A 23,124-nucleotide genomic window follows, 5' to 3' on the forward strand; every position below is an offset into this window, starting at 1 on the left:
GCCGAGGCTGTGCGGTGAGGGTCCGTCGTCGGGAAAGCTGTCAGGGAGTCTCGGTAGACTTGCCGGGTGAATCTCTTGAAGTACGCCCTCATCCGCCTGGCCGTGTTCTTCGTGGTCTGGGCGGCGTGCATCCTTCTGGGGACGGGATGGGTGATCGCCACGGTGATCGCCGCGCTGGTGGCGCTGGCCACCGGGTACCTGTTCTTCAACCGCCTGCGCCTGGCCGCCGGTCAGGACCTGGCCAACGCCTGGGAGGGGCGCCCGGGGCAGCGGGGCCGTCAGGAGCAGGCCGACGCGGACGTGGAGGACGCCTACACGCATGGCCGGTACTTCGACCCGGCTCAGGGGCGTCAGGCCGACGGCCGGGCCTCAGACCAGCAGACCCACCGCGAACAGCACTGAGTACACCAGCCCCAGGATCCCGGTCAGCTTCAGCACCGGGATCAGGTCCCGCCGCTCGGTGGAGCGCAGCATGGTGAGCGCGGGCTTGACGGCCAGCGCGCCGGCCAGCAGGACCAGCGCCAGCCACGGGTGCTCGCCCACGAACAGCAGCGGCAGCAGGACGGCCACGGCCACCATCACCAGGTAGGACCAGCGTGCGGCGGTGTCGCCCAGGCGCACGGCCAGGGTGTGCTTGCCGACCTCACGGTCCGTGGGGATGTCTCGCACGTTGTTGGCCATCAGCAGGGCGGTGGAGATCAGTCCGCAACCGATGGCCCCGGCCCACGCCTCGCCGCTGACGGTGAGCGCCTGCGTGTACGTGGTGCCGAGGACGGCCACCAGCCCGAAGAAGATGAACACGAAGACCTCGCCCAGGCCCAGGTACCCGTAGGGCTTCTTTCCGCCGGTGTAGAACCAGGCGGCAGCCACCGCCAGGATCCCGACGACGATCAGCCACCAGGTGCCCGACCACACCACCAGTGCCAGTCCAGCCAGGATGGCCACCCCGAAGCAGGCGAACGCCGCGCGCTTGACGTGGGCGGCGGGGGCGGCACCGGATCCGGTCAGGCGCAGGGGACCGACACGGACGTCGTCGGTGCCGCGGATCCCGTCCGAGTAGTCGTTGGCGTAGTTCACGCCGATCTGCAGGGCCAGGGAGACGACCAGCGCCAGGAGGGCACGTCCCAGGTGGAATCCGCCCAGCTCAGCGGCGGCCGCCGAACCCACGATCACCGGCGCGATGGCCAGGGGCAGGGTGCGGAGCCGGGCTCCTTCGATCCACTGGGCGGGCGTGGCCATGGGCAGGAAGTCCTTCCTCAGGGGGTGTCACGACGATGCAGGACAAGGGTGCCGGCACCTGGGCGGCGGGACCGGACAGTCCATTGTCGCCCATGGGCAGGGCCGGGACGGAACCGTGGTGGGCCGGGGGGCGGAGGCCGGGCGTCAGGCCTTCGTCGCTGCGGGAGGCTGCTGGTCCGGGAAGATCATCCCGATCGGCTCGCGCTTCTCCGCCTGGAACGTCTCCTCGGCGCGGCCGTAGGCCCAGTACGCCGAGAGGGACATCCGCCGACGGTCCACGCCGCGGACATCGCTGAGGTACCGGCGCAGGTCCTTGATCATCTCCCGCTCACCATGGGCGAAGACCTGCAAGACGCCCTCGCGCCACTCCAGCTCCATCACAGCGTGGGCCAGTCCGGTGGACTCCGGGGTGAACATCTGGCCGCGGTGCAGCCAGCGGATCTCGATCCCCTCCGGGGCGGTCAGCTCCAGCTCGTCCTCGGGGCCGGGGACCTCGATCAGTGCGGCGCCCTGGGCATCGTTCGGCATGGCCTCGAGTGCCGCGGCGATGGCGGGCACGGCGGACTCGTCCCCGGCGATCAGATGCCAGTCTGCGTCCGGGTCCGGCGCGTAGTTGCCGCCGGGGCCGGAGAAGACCACGGTGTCCCCGGGCTGGGCGTTGGCCGCCCACGGCCCGGCCAGCCCGTCGTCCCCGTGCACCACGAAGTCCACGGTCAGGGTCTGCGCCTGGTGGTCCACCGAGCGGACGGTGTAGGTGCGGCGGACCGGCATCTTCTCCATCGGGAGGTGTTCGCGCAGCGCGTCCAGGTCATACGGGGGCGTCAGGCCGAGCGCGGGGTCGGCGAAGAGCAGCTTGATGTACTTGTCCGTGGCGTCCTTGTCCTGGTACTGCGCGAACCCGGGCCCGCCCAGAGTCAGCCGGACCAGATGCGGGGTCAGACGGAGACTCTCCACCACCTCCAGCACCACCTGCGGACGCGGCGGGCGCGGGGGACGACCCCCGGCCTGGGCGGGTGCGGCGGGCTGTGCAGGGGAGGGCTGGGGCGAAGAAGTCATGATGGACAGCACGTTACGTCATGCAGTGTTGATGTAAAGCCGAGTGTCCTGCGCGGTCGTACTAAGCCGGTCAGTGCTGGTCGGCGAATCGGGCGATCAGCGCCTGGCGGTCGGTCTTGCCGTTGGCCAGCAGGGGCAGCTCCTCCAGGGTCAGCCAGGTCTTCGGGACGGCCGCCGGACCGAGCTCGGCGCGAATGGCCTCAGCCGCACCGCGTTCGTCCCACTCACCGGAGCCCAGCGCGACCGCCGCGCAGACGCGGTGGCCCCAGTCGTCGTCGGGAAGGCCTGCGGCGAAGGCCGCGCGCACCCCGGGCATCTGCTCGAGCACCTGCTGGATGCGGGCGGCGGAGACCTTGATGCCCCCGGTGTTGATGACGTCGTCCACCCGGCCGGTGACGGTGAGCAGCTGGGTGCCGTCCTCGCGGTTCGTGACGGTGCCGGTGTCCTCGGTGAGGTACCAGCGGGCGGTGGGATCGGCGGGGGTGCCGGTCCCGAAGTGCGTGGCCGTGCGCTCAGGGTCGGCGAGGTACCCGGCGGCGACCATGGGTCCGGACAGACGCAGCCGAGGCGTGCCGGACTCCGGGTCCGGCACCAGGTCCGCGTGAACGCCGTCCAGGGGGACGCCGTCATAGGCGCAGCCGCCGCAGGTCTCGCTCATCCCGTAGGTCAGGTGCAGGGGCAGGTTCGCCTCGGCCGCGCGCTCGCGGATGATGTCCGGCGTGCGGGCGCCGCCGATCAGGATGGCGTCGAACCGGCGCAGGGCCTCGACTCCGAGGGTCCCTGCGGCGGGATCGAGTAGGCGTGCGAGCTGGGTGGGGACCAGGGAGACGGCCTGGAAACCGGTGCCAGGCACCTGCTGGGTGGCCTCGGCGAACAGCTCCGGGGTGAAGGTGCCCGGCGGTAGGAGCGCGGGGGTGGTGCCGGCGTGGATGGAGCGGGAGAGCACGGCGAGCCCGGCCACATAGTGCAGGCTCAGCGCGAGCAGCCAGTGGCCCTCGCCGCCCAGCCGCGCAGCCGTGGCGGTGGACGAGGCGGCCAGGGCTTTGCCTGTCAGCAGGGTCTGCTTGGGGGTTCCGGTAGAGCCGGAGGTCCTCACGACGGCGGCCACTCCAGGTGCGCTGTCAGCGGCGGCGTCGCTGGCCTCGGGGCGGGTGACGGTGCGCCCGTCCTCGGTGAACTCGACCGGGGGACCGGAGCCGTCCAGGGCGGCGGCGAGTGAGGTCCGGGCAGTGAGGAGCGCGGTGGGGGTGAGGTAGGAGGTCATGTCTTGTCAAGGGGGGAGTAGGTGACTACTCGCACGTCCAGGCCCTCGATGCCCGTGAAGTCGTCCGGATTCGCAGTGTAGACCGGGAGTCCACGCGACATGGCCGTGGCGGCGATCATGGCGTCGTAGGCGCGGGCAGTGGCCTTCCGGCCCTGGGCACGCAGGGACGATGACACGGCGCCGAAGGATCGAGCGGCAGCAGCGTCAAAGGGGATCGGCTCGAAGTCAGCTTCGGCCTGCTGGAGATGAGCCTGTCTGACGGCGCGATCTCTGTCCGTTCGAGCAACGAGAGGCCCGACAGACAGCTCCGCCAGGGTGACCGCGGTGATGAGGGGCTCGGCAGGAAGCGAACTCGGGTCCAGTGCAGCCAAGTCGATGACGGCGGAGGTGTCGAGGACACCTTGATCAGCAGGACGATTCACAGGGATGAATCCATGAGGTCGTCGAGATCAGCGCGGAGATCCGCAGAACTCATCCGTGGAAGGGCCCGTCGGCGAGAGATCAGGTCTTCGGCGCGAAGTGCTTTGCGGGGCAACGGGACGACACTGGCCACCGCCTCACCGTCACGCGTAACGGTGAGGGACTCGCCATGCTCCACCCGTCGAAGGACCTCTGCACCGCGGTTGCGCAGGTCACGAACGGTCACGGTCTTCATGGTGGAAATGTATCACCGGTGATACACCGTCGCCAGTGCTGATGGACGAGGGGCGAGAGCGCCCCGCGTTGACGTCAGATCCCGCACCTCAGGTGTGCTTCCGTCCACGAGCGGATCCGGCGATTGCGGGCGGCGACGAAAGTCATCGATGCTGCCCTGCACTCCAGGTAGTGCGCTGTCGTCGCTGGGAGGGGACTCTGGTCGAATCCCTCGAACGGCAGATGGAAGCGAACTGAGCCATGGTCGTCGACCAAGTCCTGAAGCAGGAAGAACTTCACGTACGTCTCGAAGTCCTCAAGAGAGAAATAATCGGAGTAGCGGTGGAGGACCTCACCCAACGGGTTTGCCTCGTTCACATAGAAACGACGAATGCACTCCAGCGTCAGGTCGAACCGGTCGCGAATGCGGGGATGCATTCCACGTGCACCGTTGACGGTGGGCTTCCGGTTGATCGCGTTCCCGGGGAACACCAGGTAGGACCCGATCGTGCAGTTCAGGGTGTAGAACGACTCGAGTGCGCCGAGGGGAACGGATGCGAGAACAGATCTCATGCTGGTGATGGACGAGAGAGAATGCGAGATGGCGTCGCTGCTCAGCCAGAACTCTCCCGCACGCGAACGGTGATGCAGGTAGGTTCCCGGGGTGTCGGTGCTGAGCGTGAAGTGGTGACCCGAGGGAAGAGGCTTGCTCCAGAGGAGCTGATGGTAGCGACGCAGAGTCGGGCTGTGGACATCGGGATCTCTGCCACCCGCATCTGATCTGACGTCGAAGTCGACGTCCACTGACTCCAAGGCCGGCCAGGCGACTGGCTCAGAAGTAGTACGGGAAGCTGGACCAGTCCGGATCACGCTTGCCCAGGAAGGCGTCGCGGCCCTCGACGGCCTCATCCGTCATGTAAGCCATGCGCGTGGCCTCTCCGGCGAAGACCTGCTGACCTGCCATGCCGTCGTCGGGAAGATTGAAGGCGAACTTCAGCATGCGGATGGCCTGCGGGGACTGCCGGTTGATGTCCGCTGCGTACTCCAGAGCGACCTCCTCGAGGCGCTCGTGGTCCACCGCCTCGTTCACGGCTCCCATGCGGACCATGTCCTCGGCGGAGTGCTCGCGGGCCAGGAAGAAGATGGCGCGGGCGTTCTTCTGTCCGACCTGGCGGGCCAACAGTGCGGATCCGTAGCCGGCGTCGAAGGAGCCCACGGTGGCGTCGGTCTGCTTGAACTTGCCGTGCTCGCGCGAGGCGATGGTCAGGTCCGAGACCACGTGCAGGGAGTGACCGCCACCGGCAGCCCAGCCGTTCACCACCGCGATGATGGGCTTGGGCGTGGTGCGCATCAGGCGCTGGACCTCGAGGATGTGCAGACGCCCTGCGCGGGCCGGGTCGATGGACTCCGAGGTCTCACCGTCCGCATAGCGGTAGCCGTCACGCCCACGGATGCGCTGGTCCCCGCCGGAGCAGAACGAGTGGCCACCGTCCTTGGGGGAGGGGCCGTTGCCGGTGAGCAGGATGCATCCCACGTCCGGGGTCATCCGGGCATGGTCCAGGGCGCGGTACAGCTCATCCACGGTGCCGGGGCGGAAGGCGTTGCGCACCTCGGGGCGGTCGAAGGCGATCCGCACCGTCCCCAGGTCCTTCACCACGGCTCCGCTCGCGTCGCGCTCGACCTGACGGTGGTAGGTGATGTCCTCGAAGTCGAAGCCCTCGACCACGCGCCAGCGCTGGGGGTCGAAGATGTCAGACACCTTCTTCGGCAGCTCCGAGGAGCGGGAATCGGCGGGCTGGGACGCGGGGGAGGAGTTCTGTGCGGTCACCTGGCCGAGTCTAGTGGGACGGTCGGACGGGGTGATGGGGTGGGGTGCCGGGTCATCCCGTCCTGCACAGGAGACCGATGTGCTGACGCTGTCCCCAGTCGGCCCGGCGGCCCTTAACGTGTCTGCGGGCTGTGGTCGAATATATGTACGAAGGAAGTGGCGGTTTGCAAGAGCGGCAGAGGAGGTGGCAGGCATGGCGCTGGCAGTGGATGACGTCCACGACGAGGGGCTGAAAGCCCGTCTGCTCACCATGGTTGCGGGAGCTGGCCGGGAGGACCTGTGTGCTCTGCCGCTGGAGAGCCTGTTCACGTTGGCACAGCAGGTGATGGGCGAGCTGAAGGACCGGGTGGTGAGTCCAGGCTTCGTGGAGACGCTGGCAGCGGTGAACCTGGAGTCGCCCTCGGGGGCTGACGAGTCCGGGATGACCCTGCCGAAGGTGCAGTCGGAGATCAGGCAGCTGAGCCGTGTGGTGGAGGGCGTCCAGACGGCCGTGGTGGGGCACACCGACCGGGCGTTCAACGACCCGCGGGACCGGCATCGACTGCTCGGATTGCCAGTGGGGAAGAGCGGCTTCCGATCCACGGCTGACTTCCTGGAGCAGACGCAGCAGACCCCTCAACGGGACACCCGTGATCGGGTGAGCCGGGCGGCCCAGCATCTGGCGCCACCGCCGTCGGCAGACGGAGGGGTGCAGGTGGGCAGTGCGCTGCCAGAGGTCTCGAACGCGTTGTGGGACGGGTCTGTGGATCCGTCCGTGGTGGACATGATCACCCGTGCCCTCAACGAGGCCCGGCGTGATGCCGCGAGGGCCGGTGCTCGGCGGGACCTGGTCGAAGAGCTGATCGCCGCCGGTCAGACCCGCCTGATGGTCACAGCCCGTCACGTCTCACCCTCCGCGGTGAAGATCGCGTGCCGGAAGTGGCGCCTGGAGTTCGATCGGGCCATGGAGCGTTCTGGGGCAGAGCAGACCGCCTCGCAGGCCCATCTGGGGCGGAACGCGAAGTTCATCGGTGAGGAGAACGGCCTCTATCTCTGGCATCTGCGTCTGACCCAGGGGCAGCACGAGGTGATGAAGACCGTCACCTCTGCCGGCTCCAACCCCCGTGCGCGCAAGAACCGCGTGGAGACATCCGAGGGGAATGCCTCTGGTGGTCCGGCAGACCAGGGGCTGTTCGACCTGGTCGGCGCAGAGGCACTGGACGCAGACTGTGACGGTGAGGGGTTCTTCACCGCCGCGCCGCCCGAACGGTGGGAGGACCGTCAGCGCCGTGAAGTGGATGCCCTCATCGCGGCCCTGCAGGCGGCACTGACGTTGAAAGACCGCGGTGTTCTTCCCGACGCCGGTGGCGCCAGGCCCCAGGTTCTGGTCACCATCGACTTCGAGACCTTGGCTGGTCGCCTGGCAGCCCATCCGGATCTGCCGCCCCCGCCGGACATCCCGGACAGGCTGGCGGATCAGCATCCGCCAGGGGAGACGAGGGGGCCGGTCATCTCCCACGGAGCGTTCAGCGGGCCGATCGACCCCAGGATCCTCAGGATGTGGGCCTGCGACGCCGACTTGATCCCCGTGGTGCTCGGGGGCGAAGGGGAGGTGCTGGACATCGGCCGGGCACAGAGACCCTTTCCGCCAGCCATCCGCAAGGCGATCATCGCCCGGGACCGAGGATGCGCTGCCCCGGGCTGTGACTTCCCACCCTCCTGGTGCGAAGTGCACCACATCCGGTTCTGGAAGGAGCACTCCGGTCCGACGAGCGTGGACAACGGTGTGCTGCTCTGCTCCCATCACCATCACGCCCTGCACTTTGACCAGCTCGCGATCCACCTGAAGAACGGCGTGCCCTGGTTCGAGGACATCAGCCCCACGGGGCGCATGCAGAACCGAGATGGTGCCGAGCCGGTGCTGCAGAGGAATCCGCTGTGGCACGACTGAAGGGGCCAGGGGAGGGCTCTGCCCGCCGCGACCCGGTGAGCGGTGGGGCCGAGGGCGGTGGGGCTGAGAGCGGTCAGGCGCGTCTGGGGGCAGGCAGGAAGGGGCGGCCCGGACGATCGCACTAGGGTCGGGAGCATGAGCGATGCATACGAACCGCTGCCGGTGGACTGGGATGGGGCCGTCAATGCCTGGAGGGTCCGGCACGGACTGTGGCGGATGGGCCGGGCCGAATGGCTGACTGAGGCCGGCTGGGATGCGCTGGCGCAGGACGGAGTGCGGTCCGTGGTGGACGTGCGCCTGCCCCAGGAGGTCACCCGGCGCGAGACCGATCCGCCGGTGAACGTGATCCCCGATGCCGTGGAACGAGTGCACCTGCCCATCGAGGACCACGAGAACCAGGAATTCCGAGAGCTCTGCTTCCCCTACCTGGACCACCCTCGGTACTACAACGACGCCGTGCGGATCTTCCCGGACAAGGTCGCCGATGCCCTGACGGCGCTGCGTGAACGGTGGGACGCAGGGGGAGTGGTGGTGCACTGCTCTGCCGGGCGAGACCGCACCGGGATGCTCACTGCCCTGCTGCTGCAGCTGCCCGACATCCCGGGTGGGCCCGCCAGCTGGGAGGAACAGGCTGCCGTGTACTCAGCCGCCGTCCGGGGGATCAACGAGCACCACCGGACCTCCGGGATCAAGCACCCCTACGAGTCCTACCAGGCACCGGACGTCCTGGAACCGGCCCTGCAGGACCGGCTGGCCTCACTGAAGTCGTTCCTCGAGGAATGGCCCGGCGAGCGGGTGGCCGAGCTGATGGCCTCCCGGGTGTGACCAGGCGCGGGAGCTCGAACGCACTGACCGGGTGCCGAGGGGGCGTCGGTGCAGCCCGGCAGTCAGGCCGACGGATGGAGTCCAGCGCTGGCGGCTGAGCGAACCGCGCTGCGGAGACGGTCCAGGCGGTCTGAACGCAGTGTCCAGGACTGCCAGTAGAGGGCGACGTCTGCATCGGGGAGATCGGGCAGGCGGACGAGGGAGTCGTCGTCGGGAAGCTGCTGCCATTGGTGCTCGGTGACCATGCCCCAGCCCAGGCCAGCGTGGATGGCCGAGAAGAAGCCGTCGAAGGACGGGACGGTGTGCGCGGGCGGCTGTAACTGGATGCCCACGGTCCGCAGGGCCTGGCGCTGCAGATCGTCCTTGGCGTTGTACTGGACCATCGGCAGGGTGGCGTAGTCCGGAGCTGAGCCAGCCCCCGTGCCGCGGCGCCCCAGGAGCGTGACACTGGCCACCGGCAGGTAGCGCATCCGGCCCAGCCGCTCGATGCTGCAGCCATGCACCGGGGAGGGGTCAGCAGTGATGGCGCCCAGCACCTCCCCGCGTCGCAGCAGCGTGGCGCTGTGGTCCTGGTCCTCCACGTGCAGATCCAGCAGCACGTCCGCCCAGTCCGCGGCCTCCCGCAGGACCGGCACGAACCAGGTGGCCAGGGAATCGGCGTTGACCGCCACCGGCAGACGCGTGCGACTGTCGGCATCGGCACCCAGCCGATGCAGGGTGTCGGCCTGCAGGAGCTGGATCTGACGCGCCATCTGCACCAGGGCGACCCCGGCCTCCGTGGGAACGCACGGCACCGAGCGCTGCACCACCACCTGGCCCACCGAGGCCTCCAGTGCCTTGATCCGCTGGCTCACCGCCGACGGGGTGAGGCGCAGCAGATCGGCCGCGGCCTCGAAGGTCCCCTCATCCACGATCGCCGTCAGGGCCCGCAGCTGCTCGAGGTTCATGAAGCAACGCTAATGCACCTGCAGAATCATTCGTTTGTCTCAGGTACGGCACCGGCATAGATTTCAGCACCATGTGGACCACCTGGACTGCCGGACTGCTCACCGGCCTCGCACTGATCGTGGCGATCGGAGCGCAGAACGCCTTCGTGCTCCGGCAGGGCATCCGCCGCGAACACGTGGGCGTGGTGGTGCTGGTGTGCCTGCTCAGCGACGCCCTGCTGATCCTGACCGGAACGGCGGGGATCGGGGTGATCGTGGAGAAGGTGCCCGTGGTGCTGGAGATCCTGCGCTGGGGCGGGGCGGCCTACCTGATCTGGTTCGCGGTGCAGTCCGTCCGTTCAGCGTTCAGCCCCACGTCGCTCACGCCGGAGAAGCCGCGGTCCAAGGGCTCGGTGCTGACCACCACGCTGGCCCTGACCTATCTGAACCCCCACGTCTACCTGGACACCGTGGTGCTGCTGGGCAGTCTGGCCAACCAGCAGGGGCCGGACCTGCGCTGGGTGTTCGCCGGCGGCGCCGTGGTGGGCAGCATCGTCTGGTTCAGCGCCCTGGGCTACGGTGCCCGCGCGCTGGCCCCGGTGCTGGACCGGCCCCGTGCCTGGCAGATCGTGGACCTGGTGATCGCCGCGGTGATGCTCGCGCTCGCCGTCAGCCTCATCCTGCGCTGAGTGCCGGCCAGCCCGGTCAGCGGTATCCTGGATCCGGCGCCGGATCTGAGGGCGCCCCGCGCGGGACGGCCCGTCGCGGACACCTGTGGACGGGGACGACCCCGTGGAACAGGTGCCCGCCGATGTCACAGACCCACACCCACTCCCGCATCCTCACCCCCATCGCCCTGGTGCGTCTCGCGCTCGGCTGGGGCGCCGTCGTCGTGCTGGCCCTGTCCGGACCGCTGCTGGAGCCGCCGGTGGCCACGCCCCTGCTGGTGAGCGCGCTCGCAGTGATCATCGGGGTGATCGTGCTGTGCTCCTTCGGCGTGGTGAAGGAGGCCGAGCAGCTGGCGCACCGGCTCGGCGACCCGTACGGGACCCTGGTGCTGACGCTGTCGATCGTGCTGATCGAGGTGGTCCTGATCTCCGCGGTGATGCTCGGCCCGGGGGAGCACACCACCATCGCCCGCGATTCGGTGATGGCGGTCTCGATGATCATCCTCAACGCGGTGGTCGGTGCCTCGCTGCTGGTCGGCGGACTGCGCCACGGGGACCTGCGGATCAACAGGACCGGCACCTCGTCCTACCTCGCGCTGCTGGTCCCGCTGCTGGCCGTGGCCCTGGTGCTGCCGGTGATGATCGGCCAGGGCGGTGCCTACACGGGCGGTCAGGCCATCACGGTCATCGTGCTCACGCTGGCGCTGTACGCGTTCTTCCTGGTGCGGCAGATGGGTGTACAGGCGGGGGACTTCCGCGAGGTGACGGTGGTGCCGCCCAGCGGTGCCGTGGGGGTCACGGCCACCTCGCGGCCAGCCATCCGCAGCGTGATTGCCGAACACCGCAGCGAGATCCTTGCCCGCGTGGGTCTGCTGGTGGCCACGTGCTGCTCTCGCACGACATGTCCGCCCTGCTGGACGACGGCCTGGGCCGCACCGGCGCACCGGTGGCGCTGACCGGACTGCTGATCGCCGTGATCGTCTTCCTGCCGGAGTCGATCACCTCGGTGCGGGCGGCGCTGGCCGGAGAGGCCCAGCGAGTGGTGAACCTCTGCCACGGCGCACTCGTCTCCACCGTGGGCCTGACCATCCCGGCCGTCCTGGTGATCGGCATGCTCACCGGGCAGACCGTGGTGCTGGCCGAGTCTGCCGCGAACCTGGTCATGCTCGGTGTGACCCTGCTGCTGTCCGTCACCACCCTGGCTGCCCGGCGGGTGACCGCGCTGCACGGCGCCGCGCACCTGGTGGTCTTCGCCGTCTACGTGCTCGTCCTGTTCTCCTGACGGGGCAGAGAAGGCGAAGGCCCGACGACGGCCGCACGGGGCGTCGTCGGGCCTTGGCTTCTGCTGGTGGCCGGGTGAGGCGAGGCGGGAGGTCTCCCGCGCTCACGTCACTGGGCCAGGAAGCCGCCGTCCACCACGAACTCGGCACCGGTGATGAAGGAGGCATCGTCCGAAGCCAGGAACAGCAGGGCTGCGGCGACCTCCTCTGGCTGGCCCACGCGCTTCAACGGTGCGGCGTCGGCGAGCATCTGGCGGTCGGTCTCACCCAGGATGGGGGTGTCGATGAAGCCCGGGTGGATGGAGTTCACGCGCACGCCGGCCGGAGCGAAGCCCAGGGCGTTGTTCTTGGAGAAGGTGCGCACGGCGCCCTTGGCGAAGGCGTAGGCGGGGGAGGTGCCGAAGCCGCCGGCGATGCCGAAGATCGAGGAGGTGTTGACCACGGAGCCCTGGGACTTCTTCAGCTCGGCCTCGGCGGCCTTGGTGCCCAGGAACACGGAGGTCTGGGTGATGGCGATGACGCGGTCGTAGGTCTCCTTGGAGGTCACGTCCAGCGGTTCGTTGTCCCCGATGCCGGCGTTGTTGGCCAGGAAGTCGATGCCGCCCATGACCTCCACGGCCTTCGCGACGGCGTCAGTCCAGGCCTGCTCGTCAGAGACGTCCAGGTGGTGGTAGAAGGCCTTGCCGCCGTCCTCGGTGATCTCTCGGACCACGGCCTCGCCCAGCTCATCCGGCACGTCGGCGACCATCACGTGGCCACCCTCAGCGGCGTAGTGACGGCCGCTGCCTTGCCGATGCCGGATGCGGCGCCGGTGATGATGGCGCGCTTGCCCTCGAAACGTCCTGCGAACTCGGTCATGGTGACTGCGCCTTGATAGTGGGTATCTCGGGAGGCCTGTCTGGTCTCTCACTGGTTCACACTTGAAGTAGCTCTGGAGTATTCCGACAGGCTCTCGGTCCATTCTTGCCGGGATGCGGCCGCCGTGGGTGGCGGAAGGGTGAACAGTGCGCCGGGTTCGTAGGATCAGGGGTGTGAACGCCGCCGACGCTGCCGAGATCACCTCCGTCCCCCTGGCCGGGCGCCTGGTGGCGCTCGAACCGCTGAGTCCGGAGCACTGTGACGGGCTGCAGGAGGCGGTCCGGGACGGGCGTCAGTGGGAGCTCTGGTACACCTCGGTGCCGGAACCGGAGGGCATGGCGGCTGAGATCGAGCGGAGGCTGGGTCTGCAGGAGGCCGGCACCATGATCCCGTACGCCACGCGCCGCCTGGCCGACGGAGCCCTGATCGGGATGACCACCTTCATGAACATCGACCGCGCCATCCCCCGGCTGGAGATCGGATCCACCTGGAATGCGGCCTCCGCCTCTGGCAGCGGCACCAACGCCGAGTCCAAGCTGCTCATGATGACCCGAGCGTTCGAGGTCTGGGGTGTGGTCGCCGTGGAGTTCCGTACCGACTGGATGAACCTGCAGTCCCGGACCGCCATCGAGCGGCTGGGTGCCAAGCGCGACGGGGTGCTGCGCCAGCAGGCCCAGCGCGACGGCTACGTGCGGGACACCGTGGTCTACTCCGTGGTCGCCGCCGAGTGGCCCGCGGTGAAGAAAGGGCTGGAGTTCCGTGTGGAGCGCGCCGCGCGGCGCGACTGACGGACTCGCGCTCCCCGTTACGATCATCGAATCCCGACGAGGGGACCGGACGCGGCAGGAGGCCGAGATGATCGAGACCACCACGGTGGATGGAGTCCCTGTCTTCTGGACGACGACGCCGGGCCGGCTCAGTGCCAACCTGTACTTTCGCGTGGGAGCAGCGGATGAGACCTATGGGGCTCTGGGCATCTCACACCTGATCGAGCACCTCGCCTTCCACTGGGAGGAGGATTTGGATCCGGACTCGAACGGCAGCACGAACCCCCAGACGACCGAGTTCTGGGTCGAGGGTTCGCCGGAGAAGGTCGTTCGCCAACTTGATCAGATCTGCGCCAGCCTGACCGCCCTGGCGGATGGGACATTGCCGGCCGAGGCGATCGAGCGAGAGAAGAAGGTGCTGATCGCCGAGGGCGGCACATCGCTGGGTGAGCCCTCAGTGGGCGAGGCGCTCACCGCGCGGTTCGGGCTCGAGCGCCACGGACTGGCCGGGATCCCTGCCGCACTGCTGGCCAACATCACCGTGGACGAGGTCCGCAGCTGGACGCGCACCTACTTCACCCGTGGCAACGCCGTCCTGACGCTCACCGGTCCGCCGCCCGAGGGGCTGGGTCTGCGCCTGCCGCCAGGGGTGAGGCATCCCGTCCCGGACACTGTCGATCCGGTGCCGGCCCTGCCCGGCGAGTACATCTCCGGCGGGGACGAACTCGTCCTCTCCTTCGCCGTCCCCGGCGCGAGCACTGCCGACGACGCCCTGGCGGGGCTGGTGGTCGCGGTGCTGGAGCGGCGTTCCTTCCGTACCCTGCGGCGAGAGTCGGGGCTGATCTACGGCATCGACTCCGGCGTGTTCCTGGCACAGCGAGACGGCGTGTTCATCTGCACCGTCCGCGTCAAGCCGGAGCACGCGGGGGAGGCCGCACGGGCAGTGGTGCAGATCCTGCGTGACCTGCGTGATCAGGGCTTGGATGAAGCCGAACGAGCGGCCGCGGTCCAACGGACCCTCGATGCGCTCGACCGGCCTCAGCATGCCGAAGCGGAGCTCTACGACCAGGCGGTCAGTCACCTGACGGGACGGCCGAGTCAGACGGTCGAGCAGATCGCCGAGCAGATGCGGGTGGTCACCCGGCCGGATTTGGCACGCTATCTCGCACTGTTGGACGAGACCCTCCTGGTCGGCGCGCCCACGGAGGCCTACCCGGAGGATGCTGAGCCTGGTCGCCCCGGGCTGATCGCTCCCTTGCTGGGCCCGGTGCCGGGTCCGGAGATCCGGGGGAAGGACTTCCCGGTGAAGCTGATGGCACGCCTGGCGGGAGCCCCCAAGCGCCTGCGACTGACCGTGGGGGAGGTCGGCGTCTGCTTGGATGACGGCAACGTCCGGCAGGTCCAGGTCTGGGAGGATGTCGTGGCCCTGGAATGGGGGGAGAGCGATCCTGAGTTCCCGCTGCTGCAGGTGGTGGGGCGCAACGGGCAGGTGGTGGAGATCCCGGTCGCCGCTCTGAAGGGCGGGGATGCGGCCGTCCAGCTGATCCAGGAGCATGTGCCCAGCCGTCTTCAGGTCCTTCGCAGTGCCTCGGGGGAGGGCTCGAAGACCGAGGCTTGAGCGCCGCCGTCTCGACCTGGAGAACCGAAGCCGAACCGTGACCTGATCCCTCTAGGCAGATGGCCTACTGAGTATGCATACTCGGAATACATCCTCGGTATGCAATCGAGGAGGCATTCGTCAGGAGGCATCATGTCGGTCAAGCACAGCCTGCTCGCCTTGCTCACCCAGGGCCCGCGCTACGGCTATCAGCTGCGCTCCGAGTTCGAGGAGCGCACCGGCGCCACCTGGCCGCTGAACATCGGGCAGGTCTACACCACCTTGGACCGGCTGGAACGGGACGGTCTGGTGGAGGACACCGGCGACGACGGCGAGGGCCACCGTGTCTACGCCATCACCGATGCGGGGCGGACGGAGGTGGCCGACTGGTTCACCCAGCCCGCCACCCCGTCCACCCCACCGCGCAACGAGCTGGCCATCAAGCTGGCCATCGCCGTGACCACCCCGGGGGTGGACGTCGAACGGGTCATCCAGGCCCAGCGGACCTCTACCCTGCGCCAGCTGCAGGACGTCACCCGAGCCAAACGGTCCGTGTCTGAGGATGCCACGGGGACGGAGCTGGCCGGACTGCTGGTGCTGGAGTCGCTGATCTTCACCGCTGAGTCCGAGATCCGCTGGCTGGACCACTGCGAGGCGGCGGTGCTGCGCGCTGCCCGTCACCGGCGGGAGACCACGGAAGACGCTGCCGCCGGCACATCACCGGGACAGGACTCCAGCCCGCGCCCAGTCCCCGCACACTCCACCCCAAAGGGTCGTTGACCGCCATGAGCCACTCCACTCCCACGGACCATCACGGGGACGGCCACGATCGCCTGCCCGAGCATGACCGACCCGGCACCCACCACGGCTCACCGGGCATGCCGCGCCGGCAGATCCTCGAGCTGCGCGGGGTCTCCAAGACCTACGGATCCGGGGCCACCACCGTGGCCGCCCTGCGCGAGGTGGACCTGACCGTCCACGCCGGCGAGTTCGTGGCCGTCATGGGCCCCTCCGGATCCGGGAAGTCCTCCCTGCTCGCCCTCGCCGGCGGGCTGGACCACGCCACCGCAGGGGAGGTCTACGTCCGCGGGACGCCGCTGGGACGGATCGGCCTGGCCGAGAAGGCGAGGCTGCGTCGTCGGGCCGTGGGGTACGTGTTCCAGGACTACAACCTCATCCCCACGCTCACAGCCGTGGAGAATGTGGCCCTGCCGTTGGAGCTGGACGGGGTCACACCGGGCAAGGCCCAGCGCCGGGGCAAGGACGCGCTGCGGCAGGTGGGGATCGAGGACCTGGCCGGCCGGTTCCTGGACGAGCTCTCCGGAGGACAGCAGCAGCGCGTGGCGATCGCCCGGGCGATCGTGGGGGAGAAGTCGCTGATCCTGGCCGATGAGCCCACCGGCGCGCTGGACTCCGTCACCGGTGAGGAGATCATGGGCGTGCTGCGCCGCCGGGCCGACTCCGGTGCCGGCGTGGTCCTGGTGACGCACGAGGCCCGCCACGCCGGCTGGGCCGACCGCGTGGTGTTCCTGCGGGACGGCCGCGTGGTGGACGAGACCCAGGCGGACCGGGACCCGCACGCCCTGCTGACCGGGAGCCGGCCATGAGCACCGGCGTCCAGGACCGCGCGTCCACGCCCGGCGGGGGACCGGAGGCGGGAGTCCCGACGGCGGGAGGAGACGGAGTGGACCTGGCCCCGCGCGCTGGGGGCAGGGCGGGGTCTCGGCGTGCCGCCGCGCGGATGGCGGCCCGGGACCTGCGCCGGCACCCGTGGCGGACGCTGCTGGTGCTGCTGCTCATCGGTCTGCCGGTGTTCGGTGTGGCGTTCGGGTCCACCCTGGTGGCCTCCACGTCCCTGCCCACGGACGGGGAGCGGTTGCACCGCCAGCTCTGGGGGTTCGACGGCGTCATCCAGGCCTCGGGGGACCAGGCCCACTATCAGGCGCCGGATGAGATGTACACGGTGGACGCCGAAACGCTCACCCGGCGAGGGCTGGACCTCCAGCCGATCGACGCCGCCGCCGAGCGTCATCCGGTGTGTCCGGACGGCCAGGAGCTGGAGCGTCAGGACGCGGGGTTCCCCGGGTGGGCAGAGCCGGCCTGTTCCGTGGAGGAGGCCGCCGGCCACGTGCTGGGCGGCGGCGGAGAGCAGATCCCGGTCCGCTCGGTCCAGGTGGAGGCGGAGACCTCAGGTGCGTCCATCCCGGTCTGGGTGCACATCGCCGACTTCTCTGACAGCCGTCTGGTGGGAGAGGGGAGGCGGTTCGACCTGGTGGACGGGGAGGTCCCGGCCCCGGGTGCGGCGCTGGCCAATCCCGCCCTGCGTGAGGCGTTGGCGGAGGCCGCCCAGCGTGCCGAGACTCGCGGCGCCGAGCCGGTGGCCACCGACCGGGTGGACCTGGCCGCAGACGGCTCCACCACGGAGCTGCGCCTGGCCGGGACCATGTCCGACCGGATGGACGACTGGTCCACGATCACGGATCTGCTGTTCCGGCAGGACCACACCGAGCCGGGGATCTTCGTCCAGGCCGGAACGCCCGCCGCGGAGGTCTTCGAGACCCAGGCGGACACCACCGTGTACCTCTCCGGACAGGTGCCCCAGGACTACAGCGCGGTCCGGGCCCTCAACCGGGCCGGATTCGTGGGGATCTACCACCCCGTGGCCACCGCGGACACACAGATCCACGAGGTCTTCGCCGGGGCATGGGGCTCCGAGGTGGACTGGATGACCGTCCTGCCGCCCCTGCTGCTCGGTGTCCTGGCCCTGGCGGAGACCGGGCTGCTGGCCGGAGCCGCGTTCGCCGTGGGCGCCCGGCAGCAGCGGCGGGCCACCGCACTGCTCTCCGTGACCGGCGCAGAGCCGGCCACGCTGCGTCAGACCATGGTGTTCAGCGGCCTGTGGTGCGGGCTGATCGCCGTGGTGGCGGGCGCGGCCACGGGCGTGCTGGCCGGCTGCGCGGTGGTGTGGGCGGCGCGGAGACCGGGCGTGCTGGTCTACGGGCCCCATGTCCCCTGGTGGGTGGTCCTGGGCGCGATGGTGCTGGGAGTGGCCTGCGCCGTCGTCGCGGCCTGGATCCCTGCCCGCGCCGTGGCCGGGCAGGACGCCTGGGCGGCCATCAAGGGTGCCAGCGGGGAGAGGACGCCGGTGCGCCGCGGGATCCTGGTGGCCGGTGCCGTGCTGGCCGGCCTGGGTCTGGCCACGGTGCTGGGGGCCACTCTGTACGGGATGTCCATCCCCACCATGGGGGAGCTGATGTCGGCGGTGCCGGACCTGGTGCTGCTGCTGATCGGCGGGACGTTCGTGCTGCTGATCGGCGTGCTCCTGCTGGTCCCGTGGATCGTGGCCCTGGCCTCCCGGGCGGCCGGCCGGCTCCCGGTGGCGCTGAGGATCGCCGCTCGGGACGCCCACCGCAACCGCAGCCGCACGGTGCCCATCACTGCCGCCGTGGTGGCCGCCACCGCCGTGGGGACCGTGGTCATGACCAGCATGGCCCTGGGCATGGGGGACCGGGAGCAGTATTCGCGCGGCGCCCCGGACGAGCGGACCGCCGGCGTCTACGTCTCTGACCCGGAGGACATCCAGCGTCAGCTGGACTACGAACGGCAGCACTACAACCCGGACATGACCGCCGAGATGATGGGCCTGTACACGGGCGGGCCCGAGGGGATCCTGGCGCAGGTGCAGGCCGCCCGAGCCCTGCCCGGGGCGCCCCGGCTGACCCAGAGCTGGACCCTGCACGGCCCCGCCCAGGACTGCCCGCAGTCCTACTCCTCGGACTGCTTCGAGTTCGTCCCGCTGTATCCGGAGGGCTCCCAGTGCCACCTGCCGATCCCGGACGCGGACGAGGAACTGGCGCGCCGGGAACAGATGCAGGAGCGGCTGTTCCAACGCTCCCGCCAGGTCAGCCGGGCCTGCGGAGGGCGAGGCGGATCCTATGACAGCGGGTACTTCAGCACCACTCCCCTGGACGGGATCCTGGTGGTGGACACCGACCGCCCGGAGACCGTGCCGCTGCCCGTGCTCCACGACGACCCCGGCCTGGTCCGCGCGCTGGAGCAGGGGCAGGCCGTGGTGTTCGACCAGGAGTTCATGGAGGTGGACGGCACCGTCACACTCGGCGAGTTCACCATGGACCCCAGCAGCGTGCCGGGGATGACGCCGATCGAGTACGACGAGGAGCTGATGGGCCCCCTGGCGCCGGGACAGGAAGGGCTCTCTGGCAGCGCCCTCGAGGGCCGGAACCCGATCTGGGCACCGGAGCGGACCGTCACCCTGGACGCCGTGCGGGCCGACCCGCTGCCCGGAGACACCCCGCTGCTGGTCATCCCCGTCAGCGCTCTGGACGGGCTCGAACAGCGGATGGAACTGCAGACCCTGCTGATGGAGTTCAGCGAGCCCATCACGGAGGCCCAGGCGAACCTGCTGAATGACGAGCTCGCGCAGGACCACCTGGTCGTCAGCACGCTCTCCACCGGCCAGTCCCAGGTCCTGGTGCTCTGGGGTCTGACCGGGCTGATGGGGCTGATCGTCATCACGGTGGCCGGCATCACCACCGGTCTGGCGCTGGCGGACGCCCGCCGGGACCACACTGTCCTGTCCTCGATCGGAGCCAACCCGGGGACCCGGAAGTCCATGGCGGCGGCCCAGACGTTCACGGCCTCCCTGCTGGGCACCGTGCTGGGCGTGCCGGTGGGCGCGCTGGCCGTGATCGGGATCGGGCTGGTGCAGGACGGGGAGGCCGCATGGGTCCCCTGGCCGCAGCTGGCACTGCTGGTGGTGGGCGTCCCGCTGCTGGCCGCGGCGATCACCTGGCTGGTGGTGCCGGGACGGCTGCCCGTCCGTCAGGCCGACCGGGACTGACACTCGGTGCGCCACGGCCCCGGTGAGCCTCCCTCAGGAGGCCGCCGGGGCCGTCGTCGGGACCTGTGTCAGACCTGCTGCGCCGAGCCTGCGGCGCTCGCCGCGCCCGCCGTCAGCTCCGTGGCGCCCAGCGCGGTGAGGATGAACGCGTAGTCCCACGCGCGGTCCTCCCAGGCGCGGTAGCGGCCCGAGGCCCCGCCGTGACCGCCGTCCATCTCGGTCTTGAGCAGCACCGGGGAACCGCCCTCGGCCAGCGGCGTGGACTGGTCCGAGGTGACGGTGCGGCGCAGCTGCTGGACCCACTTGGCCGGCTCCACGTAGAGCACGCGGGTGTCGTTGAGCGAGGTGACGGCGGCGATGGCGGGGTAGTCCACCGCGCGCACGTTCTCGTACGGCGTGTAGGCCTGCATGTACCGGTAGACCTCAGGGTCTTCGATCGGGTTGCCCCACTCCTCCCACTCCAGGGCGGACAGCGGCAGATCCGGATCCAGGATGGAGGTCAGGGCGTCCACGAACGGCACCTGGGCCACGCAGGCGCGGTAGAGCTCCGGGGCCAGATTGACTACGGCGCCCATCAACAGTCCGCCGGCCGAACCGCCCATGCACGCGATCCGGTCCGGGTCCACCCAGCCGGACTGCGCCACGAACCGGGTGGCGTCCACGAAGTCGGTGAAGGAGTGGTTCTTGGTCAGCTTCTTGCCGTCCTCGTACCATCCCCGGCCCAGCTCGCCGCCGCCGCGCACATGGGCCACCACGTACACCACGCCGCGGTCCAGCAGCGAGAGCCGGGTGGCCGCGAAGCCGGGGTCCATGGAGATCTCGTAGCTGCCGTACCCGTAGACCAGGCAGGGGTTGGAGCCGTCCCATTCCACATCGCGCCGCCGGATCACGGTCAGCGGGATGCGCACGCCCCCGGCTGAGGGGTCCGTGGCGGTGTGCTGGCTCTGCGCCGGAGCCCACCACCGCTCCACGAGGTACTGCTCCGGGTCGTACTGCGGCACCTCGACCTGACGGCGCAGGTGCACGGTGCCGTCCTCGACCGCATAGTCCAGGATCTGGGTGGGCGTGACCCAGGAGGAGTAGCCCAGCCGCAGGAACGGCGACTCGAACGGGGCCTGGCCCAGCTCGCAGGAGTACAGCTCCTCGTCGAAGTCCGGCTCCACCGGCGCGGCCTGGTCTGCAGTGCCCAGCCCGGCCAGCGGCATCACCAGCACCTTGGGCGTGGTGTCCCGCCGCGCTGAGATCACCAGGTGGGTGGCCGTGACCTCCGCGCCGTCCACCTTGGTGGTGGCATCATGCCCGACGACGCCCCGCCAGGTCCGCGGGTCGGTCACCGTCTCGCGGTGGGCCAGGGAGATCATGTTGTTCGGCGCGTGCGCGGGCGTGGGGGAGGGGGTGGCGAAGTCCTTGTTGTGCACGATCACGTAGTGCCGTCCGGGGCCGGAGCCGGTGTCCAGGGTGACCGGCTCGACGCCGTGCAGCATCCCGTGGGAGCGGTCCACCAGCAGGCGCACCGGGCCCAGGGGCTGCTCCGGCGACGCGGGCAGGTCCACGGCGTGGGTCTCGGCGATCTCGGAGTTGCCGATCGAGATGACCAGTTCGGTCCGGTCCGCAGCGAGGCCGAAGCCGCACCACATGCCCGGATCACTCTCCTCGAGCAGCAGCTGGTCCTGGGCGGGGTCGGTGCCCAGGGTGTGCGCCAGGATCCGGTACGGACGCCAGGACTCATCCGGGACGGCGTAGAACACGCGCGTGCCGGAGCGGTCGAAGGTCAGGCCGGCGGCGATCCCGGGGACGGTGTCCGGCAGGTCCTGACCGGTGCTGAGATCGCGGATGCGCAGGGTGTAGCGCTCGTCGCCCGTGTTGTCCGTGGCATAGGCCATGCGGGTGCCGTCCGGGGAGACGGCCAGGCCGCCCAGGGAGAAGAAGGGCTGGCCTGCGGCCTCGGCATTGCCGTCCAGGATGACCTCTTCGCCGGGCACCGGGACGCCACGCTCGATCACCGGCGGCGTCCAGTCGGCGGTGAGGTCCCCGGTGTCCTGTGCGGCCACGCGGCAATGCACGGCGTACTGCTCACCCTCCACGGTCCGCACGAAGTACCACCAGCCGTCCTTGCGGGAGGGCACGGACAGATCGGTCTCCACGGTGTGGGACTTGATCTCCTGGAAGATCGCGGTGCGCAGCTCCTGCTGGTCGGCGGTGAGGGCGTCCGTGTAGGCGTTCTCCGCGTTCAGGTGGGCGATGACCTCGTCGGACTCCTTGGCGCGCAGCCAGTCGAAGTCGTCGGTGAAGGTGTGGCCGTGGTGGGTGCGGTCCACGGGGCGGGACTCGGCGACCGGGGGAGCGGGGGCGGTGTTCGGGGTGGCCGGGGTCTGAGCGTCAGGAACAGAGGTCATGCGTTCCATTCAAACGCATCCGGTCAAACCTGGGGCTCGGCCGGTTCCTCCACGCTCTCCGTCAACGCAGAGAGGAACTTGGCGACGGCGGCCAGCTCGTCCGGGGTCAGTGCCTCGGTGGCGGCCAGCATGCGCTCGTGCATGGCGCCCAGGGTCTCGCGCACCTCGTGGTCGCTCTGGGTGGTGGGCTCGATCGCCACGGACCGCCGGTCATCCGGATGGGGGACGCGGCGAACGTGACCGCTCTTGACCAGGCGGTCCACCAGGGCGCTGGCGGAGGCTGCGGTGATCTCCAGAGCTGCGGCCAGGTCGCGCTGGCGCATCAGCTGACCGGACTGATGGGTGCGCAGCAGCAGACGGATGGCGATCAGGTCGGTCTCGCCCATGCCCATGGACCCGCGGGTGCGCACGCGCATCCGGCGTTCGGCCTCGCGGTAGCGGCGCAGAAGGTTGAGCACGTCCACCGGCTCAGGAGTACTGCCGGGGTACCAGTATCCGGAGGGCGGCTTGGCGGCTTGCGACTCACCCGTGTCGGCTCGGTCACTCATGGCGACACCTCCCGCCAGTTCTGTGTAGTCTGTCTAACAGATAGATTATCAAATGGATGTTTGAGGGCCATCTGCCCCGGACCGCAGTCCCACACCCCGTGCGATCTGCCTGAGTAGAACTGAGCATGACCGTGACTGTGGACACCCCGCCACTGACATCGGTGGACATCTCCTCGGCCTGGACCACGCGGATGGGCCGTCTGGCCCGCAGCGCCTCGCGCGCCGCGCTGGTCCTGCCCGGAGTGGATGCCGCCGAGGTGCAGATCACGGGCTCCCCGTCTGCTCCAGTGCTGCACGTGGACTGCGCCGTCCGGGGCGCCGAGGCTCTGGACAGGGTGACGGAACGGGTCACCCTGTCCATCGTCCACAGTCTCGAGGAGTTGATCGGCGTCGGATTCGCCGAACGCCACATCACCGTTCGCCACGTCCAGCTCGCCTGCTGAGGCCA

Annotated in this window: 21 protein-coding genes and 1 pseudogene; 11 read left to right on the forward strand and 11 right to left on the reverse strand. The window is 69.7% G+C overall.

From position 1 onward, the window contains the following. Positions 1-66: 66 nt before the first annotated feature. Positions 67-402 (forward strand): DUF4229 domain-containing protein, encoded by a 336-nt coding sequence (locus ACEXHE_RS04750; RefSeq protein WP_091692622.1) that lies wholly within the window; start codon positions 67-69, stop codon positions 400-402. Here the strand turns inward: ACEXHE_RS04750 and ACEXHE_RS04755 are convergent. From ACEXHE_RS04755 to ACEXHE_RS04785, 7 genes are all read right to left on the reverse strand, one after another. Next, on the reverse strand, positions 370-1,239 hold the full coding sequence (locus tag ACEXHE_RS04755) for a 1,4-dihydroxy-2-naphthoate polyprenyltransferase (RefSeq protein ID WP_374784914.1): 870 nt from the start codon (positions 1,237-1,239) through the stop codon (positions 370-372). The genes ACEXHE_RS04750 and ACEXHE_RS04755 overlap by 33 nt on opposite strands. 144 nt (positions 1,240-1,383) lie before the next feature. Further along, complete coding sequence (locus tag ACEXHE_RS04760; protein WP_374784915.1) at positions 1,384-2,295, reverse strand: siderophore-interacting protein; 912 nt, start codon at positions 2,293-2,295, stop codon at positions 1,384-1,386. Between the two features lie 70 nt (positions 2,296-2,365). Further along, complete coding sequence (locus ACEXHE_RS04765) at positions 2,366-3,559, reverse strand: AMP-binding protein (RefSeq protein WP_374784916.1); 1,194 nt, start codon at positions 3,557-3,559, stop codon at positions 2,366-2,368. Further along, the gene (locus ACEXHE_RS04770; protein WP_356967032.1) at positions 3,556-3,981 is read right to left on the reverse strand and encodes a type II toxin-antitoxin system VapC family toxin; all 426 of its coding nucleotides are present in this window, start codon (positions 3,979-3,981) and stop codon (positions 3,556-3,558) included. The genes ACEXHE_RS04765 and ACEXHE_RS04770 overlap by 4 nt, the downstream gene beginning before the upstream one ends. Continuing rightward, positions 3,978-4,214 (reverse strand): type II toxin-antitoxin system prevent-host-death family antitoxin, encoded by a 237-nt coding sequence (locus ACEXHE_RS04775; protein WP_356967030.1) that lies wholly within the window; start codon positions 4,212-4,214, stop codon positions 3,978-3,980. The genes ACEXHE_RS04770 and ACEXHE_RS04775 overlap by 4 nt, the downstream gene beginning before the upstream one ends. Positions 4,215-4,288: 74 nt before the next feature. Next, on the reverse strand, positions 4,289-4,996 hold the full coding sequence (locus ACEXHE_RS04780) for a hypothetical protein (protein ID WP_374784917.1): 708 nt from the start codon (positions 4,994-4,996) through the stop codon (positions 4,289-4,291). 28 nt (positions 4,997-5,024) lie between these two features. Further along, positions 5,025-6,020, reverse strand: coding sequence for a 1,4-dihydroxy-2-naphthoyl-CoA synthase (locus ACEXHE_RS04785; protein ID WP_374784918.1), 996 nt, complete (start codon positions 6,018-6,020; stop codon positions 5,025-5,027). Between the two features lie 193 nt (positions 6,021-6,213). Here ACEXHE_RS04785 and ACEXHE_RS04790 point away from each other — a divergent pair, with 193 nt between their 5' ends. Both ACEXHE_RS04790 and ACEXHE_RS04795 read left to right on the forward strand, forming a co-directional pair. After that, on the forward strand, positions 6,214-7,950 hold the full coding sequence (locus tag ACEXHE_RS04790; RefSeq protein ID WP_374784919.1) for an HNH endonuclease signature motif containing protein: 1,737 nt from the start codon (positions 6,214-6,216) through the stop codon (positions 7,948-7,950). 135 nt (positions 7,951-8,085) lie between these two features. After that, a complete protein-coding gene (locus tag ACEXHE_RS04795; RefSeq protein ID WP_374784920.1) occupies positions 8,086-8,775 on the forward strand; it encodes a tyrosine-protein phosphatase in 690 nt (229 codons plus the stop codon). Between the two features lie 62 nt (positions 8,776-8,837). Here ACEXHE_RS04795 and ACEXHE_RS04800 read toward each other — a convergent pair whose 3' ends face one another. Further along, positions 8,838-9,722: a LysR family transcriptional regulator ArgP gene (locus tag ACEXHE_RS04800; protein WP_374784921.1), complete on the reverse strand. Its 885-nt coding sequence runs from the start codon at positions 9,720-9,722 to the stop codon at positions 8,838-8,840. Positions 9,723-9,793: 71 nt separating this feature from the next. Between ACEXHE_RS04800 and ACEXHE_RS04805 the strand changes: the two genes are divergently transcribed. After that, complete coding sequence (locus ACEXHE_RS04805) at positions 9,794-10,390, forward strand: LysE/ArgO family amino acid transporter (RefSeq protein ID WP_374784922.1); 597 nt, start codon at positions 9,794-9,796, stop codon at positions 10,388-10,390. Between the two features lie 122 nt (positions 10,391-10,512). After that, positions 10,513-11,651, forward strand: a pseudogene (locus ACEXHE_RS04810) (calcium:proton antiporter). Positions 11,652-11,758: 107 nt separating this feature from the next. On the opposite strand, the gene ACEXHE_RS04815 reads toward ACEXHE_RS04810, so the two are convergent. Next, a complete protein-coding gene (locus tag ACEXHE_RS04815) occupies positions 11,759-12,397 on the reverse strand; it encodes an SDR family NAD(P)-dependent oxidoreductase (protein ID WP_374785243.1) in 639 nt (212 codons plus the stop codon). Between the two features lie 283 nt (positions 12,398-12,680). Here ACEXHE_RS04815 and ACEXHE_RS04820 point away from each other — a divergent pair, with 283 nt between their 5' ends. The 5 genes from ACEXHE_RS04820 (at position 12,681) to ACEXHE_RS04840 (ending at position 19,732) form a co-directional block, all read left to right on the forward strand. Beyond that, positions 12,681-13,295, forward strand: a complete 615-nt coding sequence (locus ACEXHE_RS04820) for a GNAT family N-acetyltransferase (protein ID WP_374784923.1) — start codon at positions 12,681-12,683, stop codon at positions 13,293-13,295. 67 nt (positions 13,296-13,362) lie between these two features. Further along, positions 13,363-14,892: a M16 family metallopeptidase gene (locus ACEXHE_RS04825; protein ID WP_374784924.1), complete on the forward strand. Its 1,530-nt coding sequence runs from the start codon at positions 13,363-13,365 to the stop codon at positions 14,890-14,892. 132 nt (positions 14,893-15,024) lie between these two features. Beyond that, on the forward strand, positions 15,025-15,651 hold the full coding sequence (locus ACEXHE_RS04830) for a PadR family transcriptional regulator (protein WP_374784925.1): 627 nt from the start codon (positions 15,025-15,027) through the stop codon (positions 15,649-15,651). 98 nt (positions 15,652-15,749) lie between these two features. Continuing rightward, positions 15,750-16,478: an ABC transporter ATP-binding protein gene (locus tag ACEXHE_RS04835; RefSeq protein ID WP_374785244.1), complete on the forward strand. Its 729-nt coding sequence runs from the start codon at positions 15,750-15,752 to the stop codon at positions 16,476-16,478. Then, on the forward strand, positions 16,475-19,732 hold the full coding sequence (locus tag ACEXHE_RS04840) for an FtsX-like permease family protein (RefSeq protein ID WP_374784926.1): 3,258 nt from the start codon (positions 16,475-16,477) through the stop codon (positions 19,730-19,732). Before ACEXHE_RS04835 ends, ACEXHE_RS04840 begins: the two co-directional genes overlap by 4 nt. A 68-nt stretch (positions 19,733-19,800) precedes the next feature. On the opposite strand, the gene ACEXHE_RS04845 is transcribed toward ACEXHE_RS04840, so the two are convergent. Both ACEXHE_RS04845 and ACEXHE_RS04850 read right to left on the reverse strand, forming a co-directional pair. Then, positions 19,801-22,128, reverse strand: a complete 2,328-nt coding sequence (locus ACEXHE_RS04845; RefSeq protein WP_374784927.1) for a S9 family peptidase — start codon at positions 22,126-22,128, stop codon at positions 19,801-19,803. Positions 22,129-22,151: 23 nt separating this feature from the next. Continuing rightward, complete coding sequence (locus ACEXHE_RS04850) at positions 22,152-22,676, reverse strand: MarR family winged helix-turn-helix transcriptional regulator (RefSeq protein ID WP_374784928.1); 525 nt, start codon at positions 22,674-22,676, stop codon at positions 22,152-22,154. 125 nt (positions 22,677-22,801) lie between these two features. Between ACEXHE_RS04850 and ACEXHE_RS04855 the strand changes: the two genes are divergently transcribed. Next, positions 22,802-23,119, forward strand: coding sequence for a hypothetical protein (locus tag ACEXHE_RS04855; RefSeq protein ID WP_374784929.1), 318 nt, complete (start codon positions 22,802-22,804; stop codon positions 23,117-23,119). Positions 23,120-23,124 lie beyond the last annotated feature (5 nt).

This window comes from Micrococcus sp. IITD107 (assembly GCF_041927415.1).
Classification (GTDB): Bacteria; Actinomycetota; Actinomycetes; order Actinomycetales; family Micrococcaceae; genus Citricoccus; species Citricoccus terreus.